Source organism: Rhodoluna limnophila (genome assembly GCF_005845365.1).
Lineage (GTDB): Bacteria > Actinomycetota > Actinomycetes > Actinomycetales > Microbacteriaceae > Rhodoluna > Rhodoluna limnophila.
The window spans coordinates 1104177-1125686 of record NZ_CP040509.1; the positions used below are offsets into that span (position 1 = coordinate 1104177).

Genomic DNA, 21510 nt, shown 5'->3' on the forward strand with positions numbered 1-21510 from the left:
AGATTTTTACAAAAAATAGATAGGTAACGATTTCGTTATGGACTAGCAATTCGGGTCTTCGGTTGGCACTACATCCTTGATGAAATAGTCGTCAACTACCTGCTCGATGCACTTGCTACCCTGGCCGTAAGCGGTGTGCCCCTCGCCGTTCCAAGTGACTAACTGCGCGTTTTCTAGAACCTCATTAGCCAGCGCAACTGCGTCTGCATAAGGGGTTGCAGGGTCACCGGTGGTGCCGATAACAAGAATCGTCTTGGAACCTGAAGCCGCGTAACTTTCTGGTCGTTCGGCAACCGGAAAAGGCCACATCTCGCAGCCGAGGGCGCCGTTTTGCCAGTATCTTCCGAACACGCTGCTGGCTTCGAGGGCAATTGCGTTTTGAGCGGCCATTGACACTGCATCACTGGCAGATCGGGAATCCAGGCATGAGATGGCAACGTTGGCCTCCATCTGGTTGGAGCCGTACTTACCAGTCTCATCGCGCTCGTTATAGGTGTCAGCCAACAGGATGAAGGTCGTACCGTCACCAGATTTGAGCTCGCTAAATGCCTGACTCAAGTAGGGCCAGTAACCCTGACTGTAGAGGGGCATAATCATGCCCGTGATAGCTCCCCAGATGGTCAGCTCTCTGCCGTCTTGAGTTGCAACCGGATTCTTCTCAAGCTTCAGCAAAAGAGCCGAAATCTGACTCAGTGCCGAACTCATGCTCCCGGTAAAAGGGCAGTCCGAGGTTTCGAGGCAATCGGCGAGGAAGTTCTTTAGGGCTTGATCAAAACCAACGAGTTGCCCGATGCTCTGCTCTTCATCTGACTTTGTTGGGTCGATGGCTCCGTCAAGGACCATCCGACCAACCCTGGCTGGATACAGTTCGGCATAGGTGGCCCCCAAAAAGGTTCCGTAGCTGAAGCCCAGATAGTTGATTTGCTCTTCGCCAAAAACCGCTCGCAGAATGTCCATGTCACGAGCCGCCGAAACAGTATCGATGTAAGCCAACTCTGGGCCGGTGTTAGCCAAGCACGCGTCGGCAAAGACCCGGTAAGCCTGACGAGTTAGAGCGATGTCCTCGGCACTATTGAGTTCGGCATCATTTTGGCCGTACAAGAGGTCATCGGTGTCTTTTGCATTTAGGCACTTGACCGTGGGCTCGCTGGCGCCTACACCACGCGGGTCAAAACCCACGAGGTTGTAACTGTTGCGTAGGGTATCGGTGCCCAGCTGCTCTGCTGAATTCATGATCCAGCTGTAGCCAGAACCACCCGGCCCACCCGGGTTGAAGATGATGGAACCGAGCGATTCGGCTTGGTCTGCTTTACGGTAGGCAACTGCCAGAGTTAGTGAACCCGCAGATGGGTCTTGCCAGTTAAGCGGAACCTCAACCTCTCCGCAATAGGTTTGCTCGCCACCGCACGCTGACCAACTGACCGATTGGGTATAGAAACTCTTTAGATCTGCAGATATCGATGGGTCTTCCAGCGGCTCGGGGCCTTGGACCGGAGCGGCACAGCCGGTCAGCAACATCACCGAGGCAACTGCGGCGGCGAGCAACTTTCCGAACCTTTGCACTAGGCGACCTTTCGGCGGAGAGCAACCGCCAGCGCCTCAAGCGCCATCAAGTCGCGAACATTCGAGTCGATGCGAATTCTCGCGGTAGCGATAGCCTCGAGTTTTTTTATAGTTTCGGCACTCGTAGTCGAGTTTGCGACTTCGGTCGCACCCGGGCGCATCTCTTCATTCACTAGCGGAACGTTTGCTGAAATCTGCATCGTCAGAATGTCGCGGTATAGCGACATTAGGTCTACCAAAATACGGTCCAGGCCATCGCGCACACTTCGAGTCGCTCGACGCTTTTGGCTTTCTTCCATGGCCTTGAGGTCAGACTTTAGGTTGTTAGGAATAGCATCGCCCGGCTGCAATCCAAGCGACTTGAGCATCGCGGCCTTTTCTTCGGCATCTCTCTCGACCGTTAACGCCTCGGCATCTTTTTTGGCAATTTCAAGCCATCGCTCGGCAGTGTTGACTGCCGATGTAACACCGGTAATAGCCAGTGCAGCCATCAGTGTTTCGCGACGCCGGCTTCTTGCCTCGCTGCTGGTTGCCAGACGGCGAGCCATACCGATGTGGCTTTGAGCCTCAGCAGCAACCTGATGCGCTAACTTGGCATCGATTCCATTGCCCTCGATTAGCAGGCGAGCAACCTCCTCGATCGCTGGAACTTTGAGCCCAACCCGGCGCACGCGCGAACGAATGGTAGGTAGCATGTCTGCCTCTGATGGCGCGCAAAGCAGCCAGATGGTTCCGGCAGGTGGCTCTTCGAGGGCTTTCAATAGCACGTTGGAGGAACGCTCCTGCATGCGGTCGGCATCTTCAATCAACATGATTCGAAGTTTTCCGAGCGAACCACCAAACTGCGAATTAGCAACAAGCTCACGTACTTCGTCAATCGAGATGACCACGCGCTCAGTGGCTAGTACAGAAATATCTGGGTGGCTACCCGCAGCAGCCATGACGCAACTCTTGCACTGGCCGCAACCGTCATCGGGGCACAGCAGAGCAGCAGCAAAGGCGTGGGCCAGATTTGATCGGCCGGATCCCGGTGGGCCCGTCATCAACCAGGCGTGGTGAACACCCTGACTCTTGTGCTCGACTGCCTGCTGAAGTTGACCGACCGCCTCAGGCTGACCCAAGAGATCACGCCAGACCGGCTTAAATTCTTGAGTTTGGGTCATCTATCTAGCCAATAGTTCATCTACGCGGGCACGGATACTGGTTTGCATTTGCTCAACGGTTTTGCTGGCATCAACCACAAAGAATCGCTCCGGCTCAGCCGCAGCTAGGTCAAGAAACGACTGGCGAACAGCTTCAAAGAACTCGATTTTTTCGCGCTCGAGTCGATCTGGCTCCTGGCCGGTTTGGTTGCGGCGTTGGCCGGCAGCGCTGGCATCAAGATCTAGCAAAATTGTCAGGTTCGGCAGTAGGCCATCGGTGGCAAAAAGTGAAAGATCGCGAACCTGCTGAGACTTTAGATCGCGGCCGGCACCCTGATAGGCAACCGATGAGTCTAGATACCGATCTGTGATGACTACCTGCCCGGCTTCTAGTGCTGGACGCACTTTGGTTGCCACGTGGTGGGCACGGTCAGCTGCGTAAAGCAGAGCCTCCGCTCGTGGAGCAACGTCACCCTTGCGGTGCAGCAGAAGGTGACGAATCTCCTGGCCAAGTTCGGTGCCACCAGGTTCAAAAGTTCGAACAATTTCATGACCGAGGTCACGCAAGTGCTGTTCAAGTAGGTCAGCCTGAGTGGACTTGCCGACCCCGTCAATGCCCTCGAAAGAAATAAACCAACCAGGCATTACTTCTTCTTTCGCGTTCCGGCCTTTACAACCTTGGTTGTGCTCGCAATCTTTTTCTTTGGCTTGCCAGCCTTGGCTGGTGCCTCACCCGGCTCGAGGCCAAGCTTTTCGCGACGAATTGCCAACAGCTCAAACGCGGTATCTGCAGACATCTCTTCGAGATTTTCATCCTTCGGAACGGTTGCGTTCACAGCTCCGTCGGTAACGTAAAGACCGAATTGGCCAGTCTTGGCGACTACTGGCAGGCCCGAGGCTGGGTCTTCGCCAAACTCCTTGAGAGGTGTTGCCGCGGTACGACGGCCTCCGTACTTAGGCTGGGCAAAAATCTCGAGCGCTACGGCTAGGTCGAGAGAAAATAGCTGATCTTCAGAGGCCAGCGAACGCGAGTCCTTGCCCTTCATTAGATACGGGCCAAATTTTCCGTTTTGAGCCGTGATTTCGGTTCCAGATTCTGGGTCTACCCCGATAGTGCGAGGCAGCGATAGCAGCGCAATTGCATCTTCAAGCGTCAAGGTCTCTGGACTCATCGTCTTGAACAGCGATGCGGTTTTTGGCTTTGCAGCGTGCTCGTCGTCCAGTGTTACGTATGGACCGTAGCGGCCATCCTTGAACAAAATATTGAAACCGGTAGAAGGGTCAACACCCATTACGCGGTCGGTGATCACCGGTGCATCGATGAGCTGCTGTGCTTTGGCTGGGGTTAGCTCATCAGGCGCTAGACCCTCTGGGATGTTCACGATACGGCGACCGTTTTCGTCGGCGCCTTCGGCTTCTGGCGAGCCCATGACCTCGATGTATGGACCGTACTTGCCGGTTCGAAGCGTGATGTCTGGGCCGATTGAGATTGAGTTGATGGCTCTAGGGTCGCTATCGCCAAGGTTCTCAACCGTTGGGCGCAAGCCTTCAGTCGATCCGCCACCGAAGTAGAACTGCTTGAGCCAGTCACTTCGATCAAGTTCACCCGACGCAATGCGGTCCAGGTCTTCTTCCATCTGGGCGGTGAAGGCATAGTCAACCAGGTTGCCAAAGTTCTCTTCCAGAAAGCGGGTAACAGTGAACGCGATCCACTCGGGAACCAACGCCTGGCCGCGCTTTGAAACGTATCCCTTGTTGATGATGGTCGAAAGGATCGCGGCATAAGTTGACGGCCTACCGATTCCGTCTTCTTCAAGCGCCTTAACCAAAGATGCTTCAGTGAAGCGAGGTGGAGGTGAAGTTTGGTGGTCTTTAGCCACAACATCGATAGCCTTCAAAGCCTGACCAACCGTTAGGTTCGGCAGCTTCGACTCTTTTTCATCGCCGTCGCCATCGCGAGATTCATCCTGGCTTTCCTCGTATGCAGCCATGAATCCGCGGAAAATTACAACGGTTCCCGAGGCGGTAAATTCAGCCGCGGTGCCACCCGAAATTGGTGAGACGCCAATTTTTGCGGTAGTGGTCGAGACCTTGGCGTCTTGCATCTGTGATGCCACAGTGCGCTTCCAGATCAGGTCGTATAGGTCAAAAGCACGTCCACTCAAAACGCTGGCTAGCTCAGATGGGTGCTTGAAAACCTCACCGGCAGGGCGAATAGCCTCGTGGGCCTCTTGAGCATTTTTAGATTTGCCCTGGTAGACGCGCGGCTTGTCTGGCACGTACTCAGCGCCAAACATTTTTGAGGCCTGGCTGCGAGCGGCATTGATGGCCTGGGTCGAAAGCGTTGGAGAGTCGGTACGCATATAAGTGATGTGACCGTCTTGGTAGAGAGACTGAGCAGTGTCCATGGTCTGCTTGGCCGACATACGGAGTTTGCGGGATGCCTCCTGCTGCAGTGTCGAGGTGGTGAACGGCGCTGCCGGACGACGTGTGCTGGCCTTTGATTCAACCGAAGAAACTGAGATTTTGGCGGTACCGGCCTTGACCGATTCGGCGAGCGCCTGAGCTTGCTCAGCACCCAAGAGAAGTACATCAGCAGTTAACTGACCGGCATCGTTAAAGCTCTGACCCGTGGCAATACGCTTTCCATCGATACTTTGAAGTTTCGCGACAAATTGAGGTTCTCCGGACACCTGTGAGTCAAAGGTTGCCTCAACGTCGTTATACGAAGCCGAGACAAAAGCCATACGCTCGCGTTCGCGCTCAACCACCAAACGCATGGCCGGCGATTGAACTCGACCGGCACTTAGGCCACGGTTGATCTTGCGCCAAAGAATCGGTGAAATCTCATAACCGTAGAGGCGGTCAACTACACGACGGGTTTCTTGGGCCTGAACCAGGTTGTCATCTACAGCGCGGGTGTGTTCCAGTGCCGACTGAATAGCCTCTTTGGTGATTTCGTGAAACACCATGCGCTTGACAGGAACTTTTGGTTTCAAAATTTGAAGCAAATGCCACGCGATGGCCTCACCCTCGCGGTCCTCATCGGTAGCGAGATAGAGCTCCTCAGCGCCAACGAGAGCCTTTTTTAGGTCTGAGACAGTTTTGCTTTTGCCCGGTGAAATTGCGTAGTACGGCTCAAAGTCGTTTTCAATGTCAATCGAAAACTTGGCTAGGGAGCCTTTCTTTTTGTCTGCTGGCAAGTCCTTAGGGTCAACAAGATCACGGATGTGGCCGATTGAAGCCAAGACCGTGTAGTCGTTGCCTAGATACTTCGAAATCGTTTTGGCCTTAGCCGGCGACTCAACGATTACCAATTTGTGGCTAGCAGCCAAATGATGCTCCTCTTTATATGCAGATCAGGTTCAATAACTTGGACCCGCTCTTGCCTTTGCGGTTAGAACTATACCTAACCCATCAAGGTGGGCAGAAATCATTACCTCGAGTCCGACAATACGACACTCATCAACAATCGCCATATTCTTTAGCGCAATCTCGTTTGCTTCAACGCAAGGAAAACCGGTGGTTAAACCCCTCAGTGAGTCAGTTGCTGCCAGGGCCATCGCCTCAGTTGCAGCCTGCAGTCGGTGCTGATTTAGCACGTTGTGGGCAACAATTTGCATCCCGCCAAACAGAGCGGTCGAAGCAACCACGGCAGCCAACGCCAGTATTGTTCCTGACCCGCGATCGGTTCTCACAATCCATTCCTTCGGGCACACTGCGTTTCAGAAAGGCTGAACATCGATTCGGGGATATCCATCAACTTGACCTCTTTATAGGCGGTCATACAGAGCAGCTCCCCCGCCTCGCTCGGTTCGATGCGGACACCGCTTTGATCAAAGGCTTCGATGAGTTGCGCCGGATCTTCTCCGCGCGCCAAGGCCCTGGATGCCGTGGCGGCCAGTGAAACCAAATTTATGCGCTCCATTTGAAGCCCCAGGCCACCGATGGTGACCGACATCACCAGTGCAAGTGCCGGCAACGCCAGTGCAAACTCCGCGGTAACCGAGCCTCGATCATTCGACTGGCTGACCATTTGGATTGGTGAAGGTAAGGGCGCTTCTAACCAAATCAAAAAGGATGGTTTTCACCTCTTCACTCCGCATGATGACAACCAGCATTCCCGCAAACCCAACCGCCGCCATAGTGGCGATTGCATACTCAGCGGTTGCGGCTCCGGTTTCGTCCTTCAGGACCCGAATTAGTGCTTTCATTTCTTCTCCTTTATTTATGTGTGGGTGAGCATGCCGATTGCCATTGGAGCAACGGCCAGTAAGACAAATGCCGGCAGCGTAAGCAAACCAAGTGGCAGCATCAGGCGAATTTGTAATTTGCTAATGGCTTGCGCCTGATGGTTTCGGTGAGCTGCCCGAATTGCTTGCGCTGCATCAAGCAGCAGGCCCCTAATTGAACTTCCGGTCTTATGGGAAAGCGCACGGCATTCCTCGAGTGAAGCCTCGGCCTCTGGGTCTGGGGTTCCGATTCCCTTGAGTGAACGAGCTTCGGATTCGGCGCGCTCGGGGCTCAGCCCAGCGCTCAGCCCGATGGCAACGGCATCGAGAAAAGCCCCCGGATCGCTGAATTGCGGGCGAGCCTTTTCGAGAATGTTTTGCACCCACATCTGCCCAACTATCAAAAGGGCAATTCCGACCAGAAACGACAGAAACCCAAGAATTGATCCGGTGATGGAGCCAATTGGATTTAGTCCGATCAGCTGGCCGATTACCAAAGCCGCAAAAGGCAAACCCATGATCAGCTTGGCGGTTGCCCTGGGCGCCGCATAGGCCAATTGAATGCTAGCCGACTGCGACTGTTGAGACTCAAGCACCTCGGCCAGCCGCAGCAGGGTAGGTGTGGGTGACCCACCGAGACGATTCGCCAGTTCCCAGGTAAGTTCAAAACGCTCGGCAACATCGGGGTGGAATTTGGCGATATCTTGCTCGAGATGCCCACGCGCTTGAAGCCCCGGCACACCCGCCGCCAAAAGGCTGGCCAGCTTTCGAATGACCACAGTTGTGCGATCAGACTGGTGCTCGAGCGTCCCAGATGCCGGCGGGATTGGTTTGCCCAAGAATTTAGAAATCACGAGTGACCACCTTGAGGTTACCGCTGGCATCGATAAAAAATGAGCCGATGGCCGACACAACCCTGGAATTGACCTGAATTACCCACGAGAATGCCGATTGAACCGATTGAGCAAACCCTTCGCGGTCAAGCGTGCTTGCAGCACCGCCCGCCAAACCACTAGCCGAGACAATCGACTGCAGGCGAGAAGGGACATCTGCGAGGGAATTTGCATGGATGGTAGCGCCGGCGCCACTGTGCCCGGTGTTCATGGCCTGCAGCAGAGTCAGCAGTTCAATGCCACGCACCTCACCGATGGCCAACCGATCTGGGCGCATGCGCAGCGCTTCACGAACCAACCGATCGAGGTTGACCTCACCCTTGCCCTCAATGTTGGCCTGCCGAGTTTGAAGCGAGACAAAGTTTGGGGTGGGTAGGCCAATCTCGGCGACGTCTTCGAGCGCAATCACGCGCTCGGCGACGCATTCGGCCAAAAGGGCTCGTAGCAGGGTGGTTTTGCCGCTACCGGTGGGCCCGGCAATAAGAAAATTTTGCCTAGCAGCCAGCATTTGCCGAAAAAATCCGAGCTCACGTAAGCCAAACATGCCAAAGTCGGCTAACTGATCGAGGCCAAACAACCGCTCGCGATGAATACGAATCGATAGGTGCGTTTTGGGATTGCAAACCGATCCAATGGCTGCGTGCACACGAATGCCGTCAATCACGACGTCGGCAAAGGGGTTTGCTTGGTCTACGTGGCGCCCACCGAGACCGATAATTTGCTGAGCTAGGGCCGCCAGCTGGCCTTCAGATTGAAAGGGGCTGACCACTGATTCAAGAGACCGCGATGACCTCTGAACCCAGACCTGTTGATAACCGTTGACCAAAATGTCGGTGACCCCAGGCATAGTCAGTAGCGAATCAAGTTGGGGCCCAAGGCTTTGAAAGGTCATGGCAACAGCCTGATTTGCCAACCTGGTTTATTGGGTGGTGGCGGCAAATCTGTGCATAACCGTTAAATTAGGGGGCCCCAGGATCTTGGGGGAAGTTCCTGGGGCCAGGCGATACCTGATTGGGGGAATCGGTATCGCAGGTTAGGTTCAAGACCTAACGAATAAATAATAAGCGCTTTCATTGGGGTTTCATTCCCATCGAAACAGAAAATTTTATTTTTTATGGCAAGATACACAACAAGGTATTTCAAACCAAAGGACAAAGATGTCTCAAGAACTAGATAACCTGCTCCACGAAACTCGGCACTTTGCTCCGACCGCAGAGTTCAAAAAGCAAGCCAACGCCCAGCCTGAACTCTATGAACAAGCCAAAAATGACCGACTAGGTTTTTGGGCCGAGCAGGCTAATAGCCTTCACTGGCACCAACCATTCACTCAGGTACTTGACTGGACCAACCCGCCATTTGCCCGGTGGTTTTACGACGGCAAAATCAACATCTCTTATAACTGCCTCGACCGTCACGTGATTGCTGGGCACGGAGACCGCGTTGCCCTCTACTTTGAGGGCGAACCAGGCGACACCAAGGAATTCACCTACGCCCAGCTAACTGAAGAGGTCAAGAGGGCCGCAAACGTCCTTATCGGTTTGGGAATCAATCCTGGTGACCGCGTGGCCATCTACATGCCGATGATTCCCGAGGCAATTATCGCGATGCAGGCAGTTGCCCGAATCGGCGCCGTGCACTCAGTTATTTTCGGTGGCTTCTCTGCAGAATCACTTCACACGCGCATCGAAGACGCACAGGCCAAGCTGGTTATCACCGCCGACGGCGGGTACCGCAAGGGCCGCGCTAGCGCGCTAAAGCCGGCGGTCGACGAAGCTCTCGGTGGGGGCAAGTGTCCATCGGTGAAAAATGTTTTGGTCGTCAAGCGCACCGGCCAAGAGGTTGGCTGGGTTGAAGGCCGCGATCTTGACTGGGCCGAGGCCCTTGCCAGCGAAAACCCAGAGCACGAGGCTCAAGGGTTTGAGGCCGAGCACCCGCTCTTTATTCTTTACACCTCTGGTACGACCGGCAAGCCCAAGGGTATTTTGCACACCACCGGTGGCTACCTAACCCAAGCCGCCTACACGCACAAGAATGTCTTCGACCTGCACGCTGACAGCGATGTTTACTGGTGCACAGCAGACATCGGCTGGATTACTGGTCACAGCTATGTGACCTACGGCCCACTAGCCAATGGAGCAACCCAGGTAATTTACGAAGGCACCCCCGAGAGCCCTGACTGGGGACGCTGGTGGAGCATCGTCGAAAAATACAAGGTCTCGATTTTGTACACCGCCCCAACCGCTATTCGCAGCTTTATGAAGCTCGGCAGCCAAATTCCGAAGCAGCATGACCTCAGCAGCATCAGGGTTCTGGGCTCGGTTGGTGAACCAATCAACCCTGAGGCATGGATGTGGTACCGCAACGTAATTGGTGGCGGTAGTGCACCAATTGTTGACACCTGGTGGCAGACCGAAACCGGCGCGATCATGATCTCTCCGCTACCGGGCATTACAACCCTAAAACCGGGTTCTGCCCAGCGCGCTCTGCCGGGTGTAAACATTGCGATTTTGGATGACGACGGTAACGGACTCGGAAACGGTCACGCCGGTCTGCTCACCATCACCGAACCGTGGCCATCAATGCTGCGCGGGATCTGGGGCGACCCAGACCGCTACAAGGAAACTTATTGGTCCAAGTTCAAGAACATCTACTTTGCCGGCGACGGCGCGAAGTTTGATGAGGAGGGCGACCTCTGGCTTCTTGGTCGAGTTGATGACGTTATGAACGTCTCTGGCCACCGTTTGTCTACAGCTGAAATTGAATCAGCCTTGGTCTCGCACCCGTTTGTGGCTGAGGCAGCTGTGGTTGGCGCCAAAGATGAGACCACCGGCCAGGCCGTAGTCGCTTTTGTAATTCTGCGACAAAACCAATTAGAAAACGCCGGTTCAGATGCTGACGTGAGCAAGATTTTGCGCGACCACGTGACTCACGAAATTGGGCCGATCGCACGGCCTCGAACCATCATGGTGGTTTCAGAATTGCCAAAGACGCGCTCGGGCAAGATCATGCGCCGACTACTTCGCGATGTTGCTGAAGACCGCCCTATCGGTGACGTAACCACACTGGCTGACACCAGTGTTATGGACATCATCAGCGGCAAGATTGCCGGAGGCGCGAACGACTAGCAAGTCGCTACAATAAATGTCGAAGCCCCCAGCTCACTCTCTCTGTGCTGGGGGTTTCGCTTTGTTTCTTGCTTAGGCCTAAAGTGCGTCGACTAGTCCACGCGGATCGTCAGCGAAGAAATCGAGCCTGGTGACCTCAAAGGCTTTTGAGCCTTTAGTGACAAGAACGGGGTACTTCAATTCGAGAGAAACATTGGTCTGACTCATGGTCACCAAGTTCACTCGGGTCTGCCCTTCAACGTCATCGATTTGAAAACCCTTTGAAGTCTCGAAGGTGCGTTCGTCGACAAAAGCTGCGTCAATCTGGCTCTTCGGAATGGTCACCTTGAAATTTGGGCCCGAATGAACAACTAGCAGCTCCTGAATCACAAAATGTGGGTGCGCTTTCAGGCCGGCGTAAACGCCGACCATGAATAAGAAACCCCAAATACCTAAAATCAGAATCGGCCAGCGAATGGCAGGCCAACGGCTGAGCACCACATCAAAAATCGGAATTTCCACTGCTGACAGCCCGATAAACACGAACAAAATGGTTCGCATTTCAAGGTAGTAAGAAAAAACCCGAGCCCCGGCCGGAGCGACCGTCTGTCTCCTTGCAAGCAAGTAGAGGCTGCGCCAGCCGTCGAGCTCCAGCTTGACCGAGAGCCGAAGCAATCGGGTGATGGTTTTGAAAGCTTGCATTACTTAAATTCGGCGATTAGCTCTACTTCAACGGCTGAATCAAGCGGCAACACTGGCACCCCAACCGCTGATCGAGCGTGCACGCCGGCATCACCGAATACCTCACCCAAGAACTCGCTGGCGCCATTAATTACGCCAGGCTGTCCGGTGAATTCAGGAATAGATGCCACAAAGCCGACTACCTTGACGATGCGAGTCACGCGGTCAAGGTCGCCGATTGAGAGCTTAAGTGCGGCAAGCGCGTTGAGTGCGCACAAACGGGCAAGGTCCTTAGCAACAGCTGGATCAACCAGCCCTTCGGACTCTCCGACCTTGCCGGCAGCAGGCAATTTGCCATCGACAAAAGGCAATTGACCTGAGGTGAAGCACAGGTTTCCGGTCACAACTGACGGCACATAGGCTGCCACTGGCAACGCAACGGCAGGCAGCGGGTAGCCAAGTTCGATTAGTCGAGCCTCAATACGTGACATTAGTTTGACTCCTCGGCAATTGGGCGCTTGAAAAACGCGATGTTGCCGCCCATGTTGTTGGCGACGATCTGAACTAGCTCCCAGCCTTCAGAACCCCAGGTGTTCAAAATCGCAGTTTCTTTGTGTAGCAACAAAGGGGTGGTGATGTACTCCCACTTCAACATTTACAGAGTCCTCTCAGGTGATGTCCGGTAACCTAGAGTTTATGTCTGGTTCACAGAACAAGTCCGCGTCTAAAGCGAGCGGCATCCTAAAATTTACCGGTTTGTCAGCCCTCGTTGGCGTACTCGGAGTGCTTCTTTTGGCCCCAATTGGCCTTGTTGGGGGCTCTGCTGCCACCACCGGCCTCAACCTCTTTGAGAACCTGCCAACCTACCTAAAGCCAGTTACTGGCTCGCAGGCGTCTACCCTTTATGCCAATGACGGCGATGAAAAAGTCGTGGTGGCAAATTTCTACCACGAGAACCGAATTTCGATCTCGTACAACGATATGTCAACCAACATCCGCAATGCGGTTGTGGCCACCGAAGATCCTCGATTCTTTGAGCACGGCGGCGTTGACTGGCTTTCACTCGCTCGCGCTACAGCAACCAACGCAATCTCAGCCGGAAACGGCCCTGGTGGTTCAACCATCACGATGCAGTACGTCAAGAACTCGTTGGTAGAGGCAGCAAACCTCGCTGGCGACAAAGAGGCCATCGCAGCCGCAACCACAGCCAGCGGCCTTGAAGGTATCGCAAGAAAGTTCAAAGAGATCCGGATGGCGATTGCGCTGGAAGGCATTTCGAGCAAGCAGGACATCCTTGCTGGGTATTTGAACCTGTCATTCTTTGGAAACCAGATCAACGGTATTGAAGCCGCTTCAAACTACTACTTTGGCATCAAGGCAAGTGAACTAAACATTCCGCAGGCAGCACTGCTGGCGGGTATGTTGAAGTCCCCGAACGACTACAAGCCGGATGAAGAAGGCAACCTCGAGCGCGCCAAGGGCCGCCGCGACTACGTTATCGACAACATGGCCGCTGAGGGCTACATCACTGGCGCCGAGGCTGACGCCGCCAAGGCCACCCCGATTGAGGTCAACCTGACCCACACCCCTAGCGGTTGTGAGGCCAACCAAACCACCGCGTTTTTCTGTGACTTCACCGTCTGGACTATCCGCAACAATGTTGAGTTTGGCGCCACCCCAGAAGACCGCGAGAACCTGCTTCGCCGCGGTGGCCTTCAGATTTACAGCACACTCGACCTAGACGCTCAAACTGCCGCACATGAGGCAACAATGACCTGGGCGCCTTACGATGACCCAAGCCAGATTGGTTCGGCGACTGTTTCGGTTCAGGCCGGCACCGGGCGCATCCTGGCCATGGCCGAAAACCGAGTTTTTGACCAGACCCAGAGCGAGGACCTTGGCCACACCTCGGTGAACTATGCAACTGACCGCGAATACGGCGGTTCGTCAGGCTTCCAAACCGGATCTACCTACAAGGTATTCACCTTGGCACAGTGGCTGACAGCTGGCTTCCACCTGAACGACCACGTTGACGGTCGCGTCAAAGAGTGGGGTCCTGGTGACTTCTCGGCACGCTGTGGCGGAGTTGGCGGCACCTGGAAGCCAAACAACATTGTCAAGGAGCCAGAGGACCTAACTGTGGTTCAGGCAACCACAATGTCGGTGAACACTGCCTACGTTGACATGGCCAGCCAGCTTGACCTGTGTGACATTCGCGACACCGCGGCACGGTTTGGTGTGCACCGAGCCGATGGCGCCGAGCTTAGCTACGTGCCTTCATCGGTGATTGGTGTAAACGAAATTGCGCCGCTAACCATGGCAGCCGCGATGGCCGGAATTGCCAACAAGGGCGTGTACTGCTCACCAGTTGCAATCGACCGCATCGTGGTGCGCGAAACCCAGGCCGACCTAAAGGTGCCAACCAGCGATTGTTCAGCAGCGGTTACCCCTGAGGTGGCTGCTGGAATGACCTACGCGATGCAGCGCGTAATCTCTGGCGGTACCGGTGGTGCTTCAGCAACCGGAGACGGCACTCCCCTAGCCGGCAAGACCGGAACCACCGACTCTGGTGTTCACACCTGGATGACCGGTTTCTCATCTGCCGTTGGAACCGCAACCTGGGTGGGTAACGTAGTCGGAAATAAGTCTTTGGGCGCCTACCGGCTAAACAACAAAGCTGCCAACACAGTTCGTCACGACATTTGGCGAACCACCATGAAGGCAATCAACAAGTTGTACCCAGGGTCTGCGTTTGACGCCCCACCAGCTGAGATGGTTGCAGCCACAATGATTACCGTTCCGGCAACCGGTGGGCAAGACCCAGCAGCAGCTGAAGAGCTAATCAACGCTTCTGACTTGAATGCCAAAATTCAGACCCGCACCATTGTCTCGAACCAGCCAGAGGGCACCGTTGCCCGCACTGTGCCGGGTGCCGGACGAAGCGTGCCACGCGGTAGCCAGATCTTGATTTACATCAGCAAGGGTGGAACCCTCAAGGTTCCGGACGTTGCCGGAATGTCGGTGGTTGACGCCAAATCAACCCTGTTGGCCGCCGGATTTGCTGCGGTGAGCGAACCACAGCCTTCGCAAACTCAGTTCTTTGTTCAGTCAGACACAATTCCTGCAGGCTTTGTGGTTGGCACCACACCGGCCGCTGGAACCAGCGCCACCGCAACCGGCGCCATTCTGCTGATACTGAGTACGGGTCCGTAGTTGGAGTATTTGGCAGCCCTGGTCGGCCTCGGCTTAGCCGCGGCTATCTGGGGTATTGCTATTGAGCGGCACCTATTTGTAATTCGCCGCGAAACTGTTGCGGTGTTGCCTACCGGATCACCTGAAATCACCGTGCTGCACATCGGCGACATTCACATGGCACCGTGGCAAAAGCGCAAGCAGCGATGGGTTCATGCGCTCGGCCAGCTAAAACCAGATTTGGTAATCAACACCGGCGATAACCTGGGTCACACGCAAGCTATTGGCCCGGTTTTGACGGCTCTTGCTCCGCTAACCGAACGACCTGGCGTATTCGTGAACGGATCAAACGACTATTACGCACCGGTTTTGCGCAATCCGCTTGGGTACCTGGCCAAACCATCTGAGCGCAGCAATGGGCAAAAACTAGACACTGCCCGGCTCCTCAGCGGATTCCAATCAGCTGGCTGGCTAAACCTAAATAATCGAGGTGGCCAACTTTCGATTCGCGGGGTGCAGCTGGGGTTTATCGGTGTTGATGATGCCCACGACGAACTTGACGACATCGGCAGCCTGCCCGGCCAAGCAACCGCCTTGAAAAACTGCGGTGTTATTTTGGGCGTAAGCCATGCGCCTTACATGCGAGTTCTAGAGGCCATGGCAAATGCCGGCGCCGAAGTTCTTTTTGCCGGGCACACCCACGGCGGTCAGGTTTGTTTACCGGGCTTCGGTGCACTGGTTACCAACTGCGATTTGCCAGCAAAAAACGCCAAGGGCTTGAGTGCTTGGAAATTTGGCGATCGAAAGCTGATTCTGAATGTTGTTGCTGGTTTGGGGCATTCAATATTTGCGCCGGTGAGGTTTGCCTGCCGACCTGAGGTGCGACTTATTACTCTCGTGGCAAAGCCCTAGGGGCTGCTAGTTGTTTAGCGACCAAACCTGAGGGCCAAGGGCAATCCACTGGCCAGAGGCGTTGTCACAGCGAGCCGTGACGTTCTCTACAAAACAAGTAAAGCCAGCGGCTGAAACACTCTGACCGGTTAGCAGGGTCTTGGCCTGGCTAGCGTCTGAGTAAAAACCACCCGAGCAAGCAAATTCTGCAGTTTCGCCAGACTCAGGTTTTGATGACCATAGGCGCACTTGGTAGCCGTAACTGTAAACACAAGATTCTGGGGCTGGGATTGGCTGGTAAACCGCGGCCGCTTCATTCTGCTCGCAGAGCGTGAACTGGCTGACCGGGCTAATTGTGCACCAGGTTGGTCCTTCGCCGACCTTGAAGACATACTCGTCAAAACCGTTGTTGAACTCTTCTGGGTCAATTGCCACCACTGCCGATGGCATTTCGGTAGGAACCAGCGCCTGGTCAGGCGTAGGTGTTGGGCGAGACTGAGTTGTGCCACCATTGGTTGGTTCATCAACCGGAGCAGCAGCACATGCGCCGAGGGTGAGTGACAACCCCAGCAAGACAGAAACGGCCAAAACGCGCGACATAATCACAGGCTACTCTTTGGCTTGCCAGAAACCGTGGAACTCAACGACGCAGTTTTAGTTACTAGAACTCGCGAGCAACAAGCTCGGCGATTTCGTAGGTGTTAAGCGCGGCGCCCTTGCGAAGGTTGTCGCCAACGACGAACAACTCGATTGAGTTCGGGAAGTCTAGTGACTGACGAATGCGGCCAACAAAAGTTGGGTCCTGTCCAACGACCATGGCTGGGGTTGGGTAAAGGTGGTTTTCTGGTTCGTCAACAACACGGATGGTTGGCTGCTGGCCCAGAACTTCGCGAACCTCATCGGCAGTAAGCGGGTTAGCAAAAGTTGCGTGAACGGTTAGTGAGTGAGCAACCTGAACTGGAACGCGCACGCAGCTTGCGGCAACCTTCAGGTCTGAGATACCAAGAATCTTGCGAGACTCGTCGCGAACCTTCAGCTCTTCTGAGGTGTGGCCGCCGGCCTTTAGCGAACCTGCAAATGGAATTATGTTTAGGGCGATTGGGTGTGCCCAAGGCGAGTTGCTGAGGTCGTTGCCGGCGGCAGCAAGTGCAGCGCGAACGTCTTCAGTTGCGGTGCCCAGTGATGCATCCTTGCCAACAACAGCAAGCTCTGATGCAAGCTCATCGATACCGGCAGCGCCGGCGCCAGATACAGCCTGGTAGCTAGAAACAACCAGCTCGGTCAGCTTCCACTTGTCGTGCAGTGCACCCATCGCAGCCATCATGGTGAGGGTGGTGCAGTTTGGGTTAGAGATGATTCCGCGAGGGCGGTTCTTGGCCTGCTCTGGGTTTACCTCAGGAACAACCAGTGGTACATCGGCGTCCATGCGGAAGGCACCCGAGTTGTCAACGGCAACCGCACCGCGCTCGGCGGCAATCGGAGCCCAAACCTCAGAAACCTCATCAGGAACGTCGAACATTGCGATGTCGATGCCGTCGAAAGCCTCAGGAGAAAGTGCAACCACAGTTAGTTCTTCGCCGTGAACGGTGATCTTCTTGCCAGCGGAGCGAGGGCTCGCGATCAAGCGGATCTCGCCCCAGATGTTTGGACGACTGTTGATGATGCCGATCATTACGGTACCAACAGCACCGGTTGCACCGACAAGAGCTAGTGATGGCTTAGACATGATTTCCCCTGATTTCTAGAGTCTGAAAAGTTTGTGAGTTTTAGCGACCGGTACCGGCGTAGACAACAGCTTCGATGTCGCTGTCTAGGCCGAATGCGGTGTGAACAGCGCGAGCGGCTGCATCTACCTGGTCATCGCTGGTGATAACTGAGATGCGGATCTCTGAGGTTGAGATCATCTCAATGTTGATGCCCGCCTCGGCAAGAGCGCGGAACATGGTTGCAGAAACACCTGAGTGGGTGCGCATACCGGCACCGACTACAGAAAGCTTGCCAATTTCATCGTCGATCTCGACGGTGCGGAAACCAAGAGTTGCCTTGGCTGCCTCTAGCGCTGCAGCGACCTTCTTTGACTCAGCCTTTGGGCAGGTGAAGCCGATGTCGCTAACCGCATCGGTTACGTCAGAACCGGTTGGGGTGTTCTGAACAATCATGTCGATGTTGGCACCAGCGTCGGCAACCAATGTGAAAAGCTCAGCAGCCTTGCCTGGAACATCTGGAATACCGATGACCATAATCTTGGTCTGGCCCTTGTCGATTGCTACACCCGATACGACTGACTCTTCCATGCCTGCTCCTGCTTTTCCTGAATAAACGATGGTTCCTGGGTCGGTGCTAAAAGTTGAACGAACGCGTAGGTCTACGTTGTGGCGGCGAGCAAACTCAACCGCGCGAATGTGCAGAATCTTTGCTCCGGCTGCTGCAAGCTCAAGCATTGATTCAACATCGATGGACTCAAGCTTCTTGGCACCCTTAATAACTCGTGGGTCTGAGGTGTAGACACCGTCAACGTCAGAGTAGATCTCACAAAGGTCAGCTTTTAGGCCGGCCGCCAGTGCAACTGCAGTGGTGTCAGAACCACCGCGACCAAGGGTTGTGATGTCACGAGTCTCGCGGTTGAAGCCCTGGAAACCGGCCACGATTGCAATGTTGCCAGCGTCAACTGACTCACGGATGCGCTCTGGGGTGACCTCGGCAATACGGGCATTTCCGTGGACGCTGTCGGTGACGATACCGGCCTGTGAACCGGTGAAAGACTGTGACTTACCGCCCTGGGCATTGATGGCGATGGCCAGCAATGACATCGAGATGCGCTCACCCGAGGTAAGCAGCATGTCTAGCTCACGAGGGCTGTCATTTGGATCGTCGGCTACCGAATTGGCAAGGTCCAGAAGTTCGTCGGTGGTGTCACCCATGGCTGAGACAACGACGACAACCTGGTTGCCGGCTTTTTGGGTTTCGATTACGCGACGAGCAACGTGCTTAATCTTGTCGGCATCGCCAACGGATGAACCGCCAAACTTCTGCACGATAAGGGCCAAGGTAGGTCTCCTCAGATTTCGGGGTGATTGCAGGCGGATAACGCCAGAACTCACAATTCTAGCGGACTCCAGGACCGGTCAAAAGGCCTAACCCTGGATTACTGTGATGAATTAACTGACTGTTCGGCGACCTTCAAAAGCGCGACCAAGCGTAACTTCATCGGCGTACTCGAGGTCTCCACCCACCGGCAGACCCGATGCCAATCGAGAGACAGTGATACCCAGCGGGCTGAGCATACGGGTTAGGTAGGTTGCCGTCGCTTCACCCTCAAGGTTTGGGTCGGTTGCGATGATTACCTCTTGAATTTCTGGGTCACTCAGTCGACTCATGAGCTCTTTGATTCTGAGCTGGTCTGGGCCAACTCCTTCGATCGGGCTGATGGCGCCGCCAAGCACGTGATACAGGCCGCGGAACTCGCGCGTGCGCTCGATTGCCTGAACATCTTTTGACTCTTCAACCACACAGATTGCGGTGCGGTTGCGTCGAGCATCGCGGCAGATGTTGCAACGAGTTTCTTCGGTTACGTTTCCGCAGATCTCGCAAAAGCGGACGCGCTCTTTTACCTCAGTAAGCACGCGGGCGAGGGTTTGAGCCTGCTCGTCCTCAGCCTGCAGCAGATAGAAGGCAATTCGCTGAGCCGACTTTGGACCAACACCCGGCAACCTGCCCAGCTCATCAATTAGTTCTTGAACTACGCCCTCGTACATTACTTGCCACCGTTTTTATCGATGATCGGCTCTGCACCCAGCATTTCGCGAAGAAGTGATTCGCCGTATCGTGCCGACTCGTCGACCATGCTTGAGTTGCGCGATTTAATCGGTGCAGCTTCAAACTGCTCTTCAGGTTCAGGCTCATCTAGCGGAGGTGGAACTTCTTCGGCGATTGGCGCCGAGGCCGGAGCAACTGCAGGTGCCCGAACCGGCGCCGGAGCCTGAACTGGAGCGACCTGGGCCGGTGCTGCCTGGACCTGTGCCTCTTGAACTGCTGGCTTATTTGCGTCATCGATCTGGGCGCGGAATTTGACCTGGACACCAAGCACGTCAAGAATCGCGGTTCGCAGGATGTCGCTGGCACCGTTTGAGTTCTTGAACGATTCGAGGTCTTTTTGACTTAGGAACTTCAGGGTCAAAACATCTTCGCTGAAGTCAACAACGCTGAGTGAGAACGCGACCATCCAGGCTGCTTTAGAAGCCTTATTAACTTTGGTCAGGATGTTTGGCCAAGAGTCGCGGAACTGCTGAGTGCTGATAGCGCCAAGTACAGGCGCAGCCGGAGCAGCTGGTGCGGTGACCGGTGCAGCTGCCGGCATTGAATTTTGGACAGGTGCTTCTTGAGCCGGCGCAGATGTTGGGGCCGCAGTAACCGAAGTGGCAGCTACCGGAGTGGCCGCAACCGGTGCCGGCGCAGCTGCCCCACCAACACCGATTCGGCGCTCAAGGCGTTCGATGCGGGCCAGTGAGCCAATCTCGGTTTGGTCACTTGATGGAACCAAAACCTTGGCGCACATGAGCTCAAGATGCAGCTTCGGCGAGGTTGCACCGGACATCTCGGTTAGGGCATGGTTTACGGTTTCAGCCGCATGGGTTAGCTCAGCCAGGCCAAAGCGCGCTGCTTGGGTGCCCATTTTGTCTAGTTCGTCGTCTGCAATTCCGCGCAAAACTGCCTTTGCGCCGTCTCCGACTGACAACACCACAATTAGGTCACGAAGGTGCTCGAGCAGGTCTTCAACAAAGCGGCGAGGGTCCTGACCGGTCTGGATCACTTTGTCAACGCTGGCAAACACCGACGCTGAGTCGTGCGCCGCAAATGCGTCAACGACCTCATCAAGCAAGGCCGCGTGAGTGAAGCCAAGTAGCGCAGCTGCGCGTTCGTATTCAACCTTCGGTGCCGCGCCGTCAACGCCTTCTGAACCGGCAATTAGTTGGTCTAGAAGAGAAAGTGAGTCACGGACAGATCCGCCACCAGAGCGAACTACCAATGAGAGCACACCGGGGGCTACGTCGACACCCTCGCTGGCGCAAAGTTGCTCAAGGTACTCAAGCATTTGAGCTGGTGGCACCAACCGGAATGGGTAGTGATGGGTGCGGGAGCGGATTGTGCCGATGACTTTGTCTGGCTCGGTAGTAGCAAAAATGAACTTGACGTGGGCAGGTGGTTCTTCAACGATTTTTAGCAGAGCATTGAAGCCCTGGGGCGTAACCATGTGAGCTTCGTCGAGGATGAAGATTTTGAAGCGATCACGGGCTGGGGCAAAAATTGCGCGTTCACGGAGGTCACGAGCATCGTCAACACCGTTGTGTGAGGCGGCGTCAATTTCTACGACGTCAAGCGAGCCGCCACCGTCACGAGACAACTCGATGCAGCTTGGGCAAACTCCACATGGGGTGTCTGTTGGCCCTTCGGCACAGTTGAGGCAGCGGGCCAAAATGCGGGCAGATGTGGTCTTGCCACAACCGCGTGGGCCTGAGAAAAGGTATGCGTGGTTTACGCGGTCGGTGCGCAATGCCGTCATCAACGGCGCAGTCACCTGCGACTGGCCGATTAGTTCGGCAAAAGATTCAGGACGATAACGTCTGTACAGAGCGGTAACCACGTTTAGAGCCTAGCCTCCTCGACTGACAATTTGCCCAAATAAAAAGACTCCCCGCACACCCGTCAGAGCCCAGTTACCCTTGCTATCTTTCGATCCTGGGGGAGTTGGCCGAGGTGACGCCGCACGGGGAGTCCACTCCTAGTTTACCGGCTATGCGCTCCCCCGTAAATT

At 55.0% G+C, this 21510-nt stretch carries 20 protein-coding genes and 1 other RNA gene; 3 read left to right on the top strand and 18 right to left on the bottom strand.

What is annotated here, in order from left to right:
- Positions 1 to 42 precede the first annotated feature (42 nt).
- From FFA38_RS05460 to FFA38_RS05500, 9 genes are read right to left on the bottom strand one after another with little or no spacing between them, the layout of a single operon-like run.
- On the bottom strand, positions 43 to 1563 hold the full coding sequence (locus tag FFA38_RS05460) for an alpha/beta hydrolase (RefSeq protein WP_138315790.1): 1521 nt from the start codon (positions 1561 to 1563) through the stop codon (positions 43 to 45).
- The gene (locus tag FFA38_RS05465) at positions 1563 to 2726 is read right to left on the bottom strand and encodes a DNA polymerase III subunit delta' (RefSeq protein WP_138315791.1); all 1164 of its coding nucleotides are present in this window, start codon (positions 2724 to 2726) and stop codon (positions 1563 to 1565) included. Before FFA38_RS05465 ends, FFA38_RS05460 begins: the two co-directional genes overlap by 1 nt.
- A complete protein-coding gene (tmk, locus tag FFA38_RS05470) occupies positions 2727 to 3350 on the bottom strand; it encodes a dTMP kinase (protein ID WP_138315792.1) in 624 nt (207 codons plus the stop codon).
- Complete coding sequence (topA, locus tag FFA38_RS05475) at positions 3350 to 6040, bottom strand: type I DNA topoisomerase (protein ID WP_138315793.1); 2691 nt, start codon at positions 6038 to 6040, stop codon at positions 3350 to 3352. Before topA ends, tmk begins: the two co-directional genes overlap by 1 nt.
- A 30-nt stretch (positions 6041 to 6070) precedes the next feature.
- A complete protein-coding gene (locus FFA38_RS05480; RefSeq protein ID WP_172956017.1) occupies positions 6071 to 6403 on the bottom strand; it encodes an Rv3654c family TadE-like protein in 333 nt (110 codons plus the stop codon).
- Positions 6400 to 6741: a hypothetical protein gene (locus FFA38_RS05485; RefSeq protein WP_138315795.1), complete on the bottom strand. Its 342-nt coding sequence runs from the start codon at positions 6739 to 6741 to the stop codon at positions 6400 to 6402. Before FFA38_RS05485 ends, FFA38_RS05480 begins: the two co-directional genes overlap by 4 nt.
- Positions 6722 to 6919 (bottom strand): DUF4244 domain-containing protein, encoded by a 198-nt coding sequence (locus FFA38_RS05490; RefSeq protein WP_138315796.1) that lies wholly within the window; start codon positions 6917 to 6919, stop codon positions 6722 to 6724. The genes FFA38_RS05485 and FFA38_RS05490 overlap by 20 nt, the downstream gene beginning before the upstream one ends.
- Positions 6920 to 6933: 14 nt before the next feature.
- Positions 6934 to 7791: a type II secretion system F family protein gene (locus FFA38_RS05495; protein WP_138315797.1), complete on the bottom strand. Its 858-nt coding sequence runs from the start codon at positions 7789 to 7791 to the stop codon at positions 6934 to 6936.
- Positions 7781 to 8722 (bottom strand): TadA family conjugal transfer-associated ATPase, encoded by a 942-nt coding sequence (locus FFA38_RS05500; protein WP_138315798.1) that lies wholly within the window; start codon positions 8720 to 8722, stop codon positions 7781 to 7783. Before FFA38_RS05500 ends, FFA38_RS05495 begins: the two co-directional genes overlap by 11 nt.
- A 265-nt stretch (positions 8723 to 8987) precedes the next feature.
- Between FFA38_RS05500 and acs the strand changes: the two genes are divergently transcribed.
- Positions 8988 to 10955 carry an acetate--CoA ligase gene (gene acs / locus FFA38_RS05505; RefSeq protein ID WP_138315799.1) on the top strand — a complete coding sequence of 656 codons (1968 nt, stop codon included), beginning with the start codon at positions 8988 to 8990 and terminating at the stop codon, positions 10953 to 10955.
- Between the two features lie 78 nt (positions 10956 to 11033).
- Here acs and FFA38_RS05510 read toward each other — a convergent pair whose 3' ends face one another.
- From FFA38_RS05510 to FFA38_RS06905, 3 genes are read right to left on the bottom strand one after another with little or no spacing between them, the layout of a single operon-like run.
- Positions 11034 to 11636, bottom strand: a complete 603-nt coding sequence (locus tag FFA38_RS05510; protein WP_138315800.1) for a hypothetical protein — start codon at positions 11634 to 11636, stop codon at positions 11034 to 11036.
- Entirely contained in the window at positions 11636 to 12106 is a 471-nt protein-coding gene (locus FFA38_RS05515) for a RidA family protein (RefSeq protein WP_138315801.1), read from the bottom strand. Before FFA38_RS05515 ends, FFA38_RS05510 begins: the two co-directional genes overlap by 1 nt.
- Complete coding sequence (locus FFA38_RS06905) at positions 12106 to 12270, bottom strand: Sp36 family protein (protein WP_172956018.1); 165 nt, start codon at positions 12268 to 12270, stop codon at positions 12106 to 12108. Before FFA38_RS06905 ends, FFA38_RS05515 begins: the two co-directional genes overlap by 1 nt.
- A 41-nt stretch (positions 12271 to 12311) precedes the next feature.
- Here FFA38_RS06905 and FFA38_RS05520 point away from each other — a divergent pair, with 41 nt between their 5' ends.
- Both FFA38_RS05520 and FFA38_RS05525 read left to right on the top strand, forming a co-directional pair.
- Entirely contained in the window at positions 12312 to 14828 is a 2517-nt protein-coding gene (locus tag FFA38_RS05520; RefSeq protein WP_172956019.1) for a transglycosylase domain-containing protein, read from the top strand.
- On the top strand, positions 14829 to 15719 hold the full coding sequence (locus FFA38_RS05525; RefSeq protein ID WP_138315803.1) for a metallophosphoesterase: 891 nt from the start codon (positions 14829 to 14831) through the stop codon (positions 15717 to 15719).
- A 6-nt stretch (positions 15720 to 15725) separates the two neighbouring features.
- Here FFA38_RS05525 and FFA38_RS05530 read toward each other — a convergent pair whose 3' ends face one another.
- From FFA38_RS05530 to ffs, 6 genes are all read right to left on the bottom strand, one after another.
- Positions 15726 to 16298: a hypothetical protein gene (locus FFA38_RS05530; RefSeq protein WP_138275778.1), complete on the bottom strand. Its 573-nt coding sequence runs from the start codon at positions 16296 to 16298 to the stop codon at positions 15726 to 15728.
- Positions 16299 to 16359: 61 nt separating this feature from the next.
- The gene (locus FFA38_RS05535; protein ID WP_138315804.1) at positions 16360 to 17424 is read right to left on the bottom strand and encodes an aspartate-semialdehyde dehydrogenase; all 1065 of its coding nucleotides are present in this window, start codon (positions 17422 to 17424) and stop codon (positions 16360 to 16362) included.
- A gap of 40 nt (positions 17425 to 17464) precedes the next feature.
- Positions 17465 to 18745 carry an aspartate kinase gene (locus FFA38_RS05540; protein ID WP_138275780.1) on the bottom strand — a complete coding sequence of 427 codons (1281 nt, stop codon included), beginning with the start codon at positions 18743 to 18745 and terminating at the stop codon, positions 17465 to 17467.
- 111 nt (positions 18746 to 18856) lie between these two features.
- Positions 18857 to 19453, bottom strand: coding sequence for a recombination mediator RecR (gene recR, locus FFA38_RS05545; protein WP_138275781.1), 597 nt, complete (start codon positions 19451 to 19453; stop codon positions 18857 to 18859).
- On the bottom strand, positions 19453 to 21339 hold the full coding sequence (locus tag FFA38_RS05550) for a DNA polymerase III subunit gamma and tau (protein WP_138315805.1): 1887 nt from the start codon (positions 21337 to 21339) through the stop codon (positions 19453 to 19455). The genes recR and FFA38_RS05550 overlap by 1 nt, the downstream gene beginning before the upstream one ends.
- Positions 21340 to 21378: 39 nt before the next feature.
- An RNA gene (gene ffs, locus FFA38_RS05555) (signal recognition particle sRNA small type) lies at positions 21379 to 21475 on the bottom strand.
- Positions 21476 to 21510 lie beyond the last annotated feature (35 nt).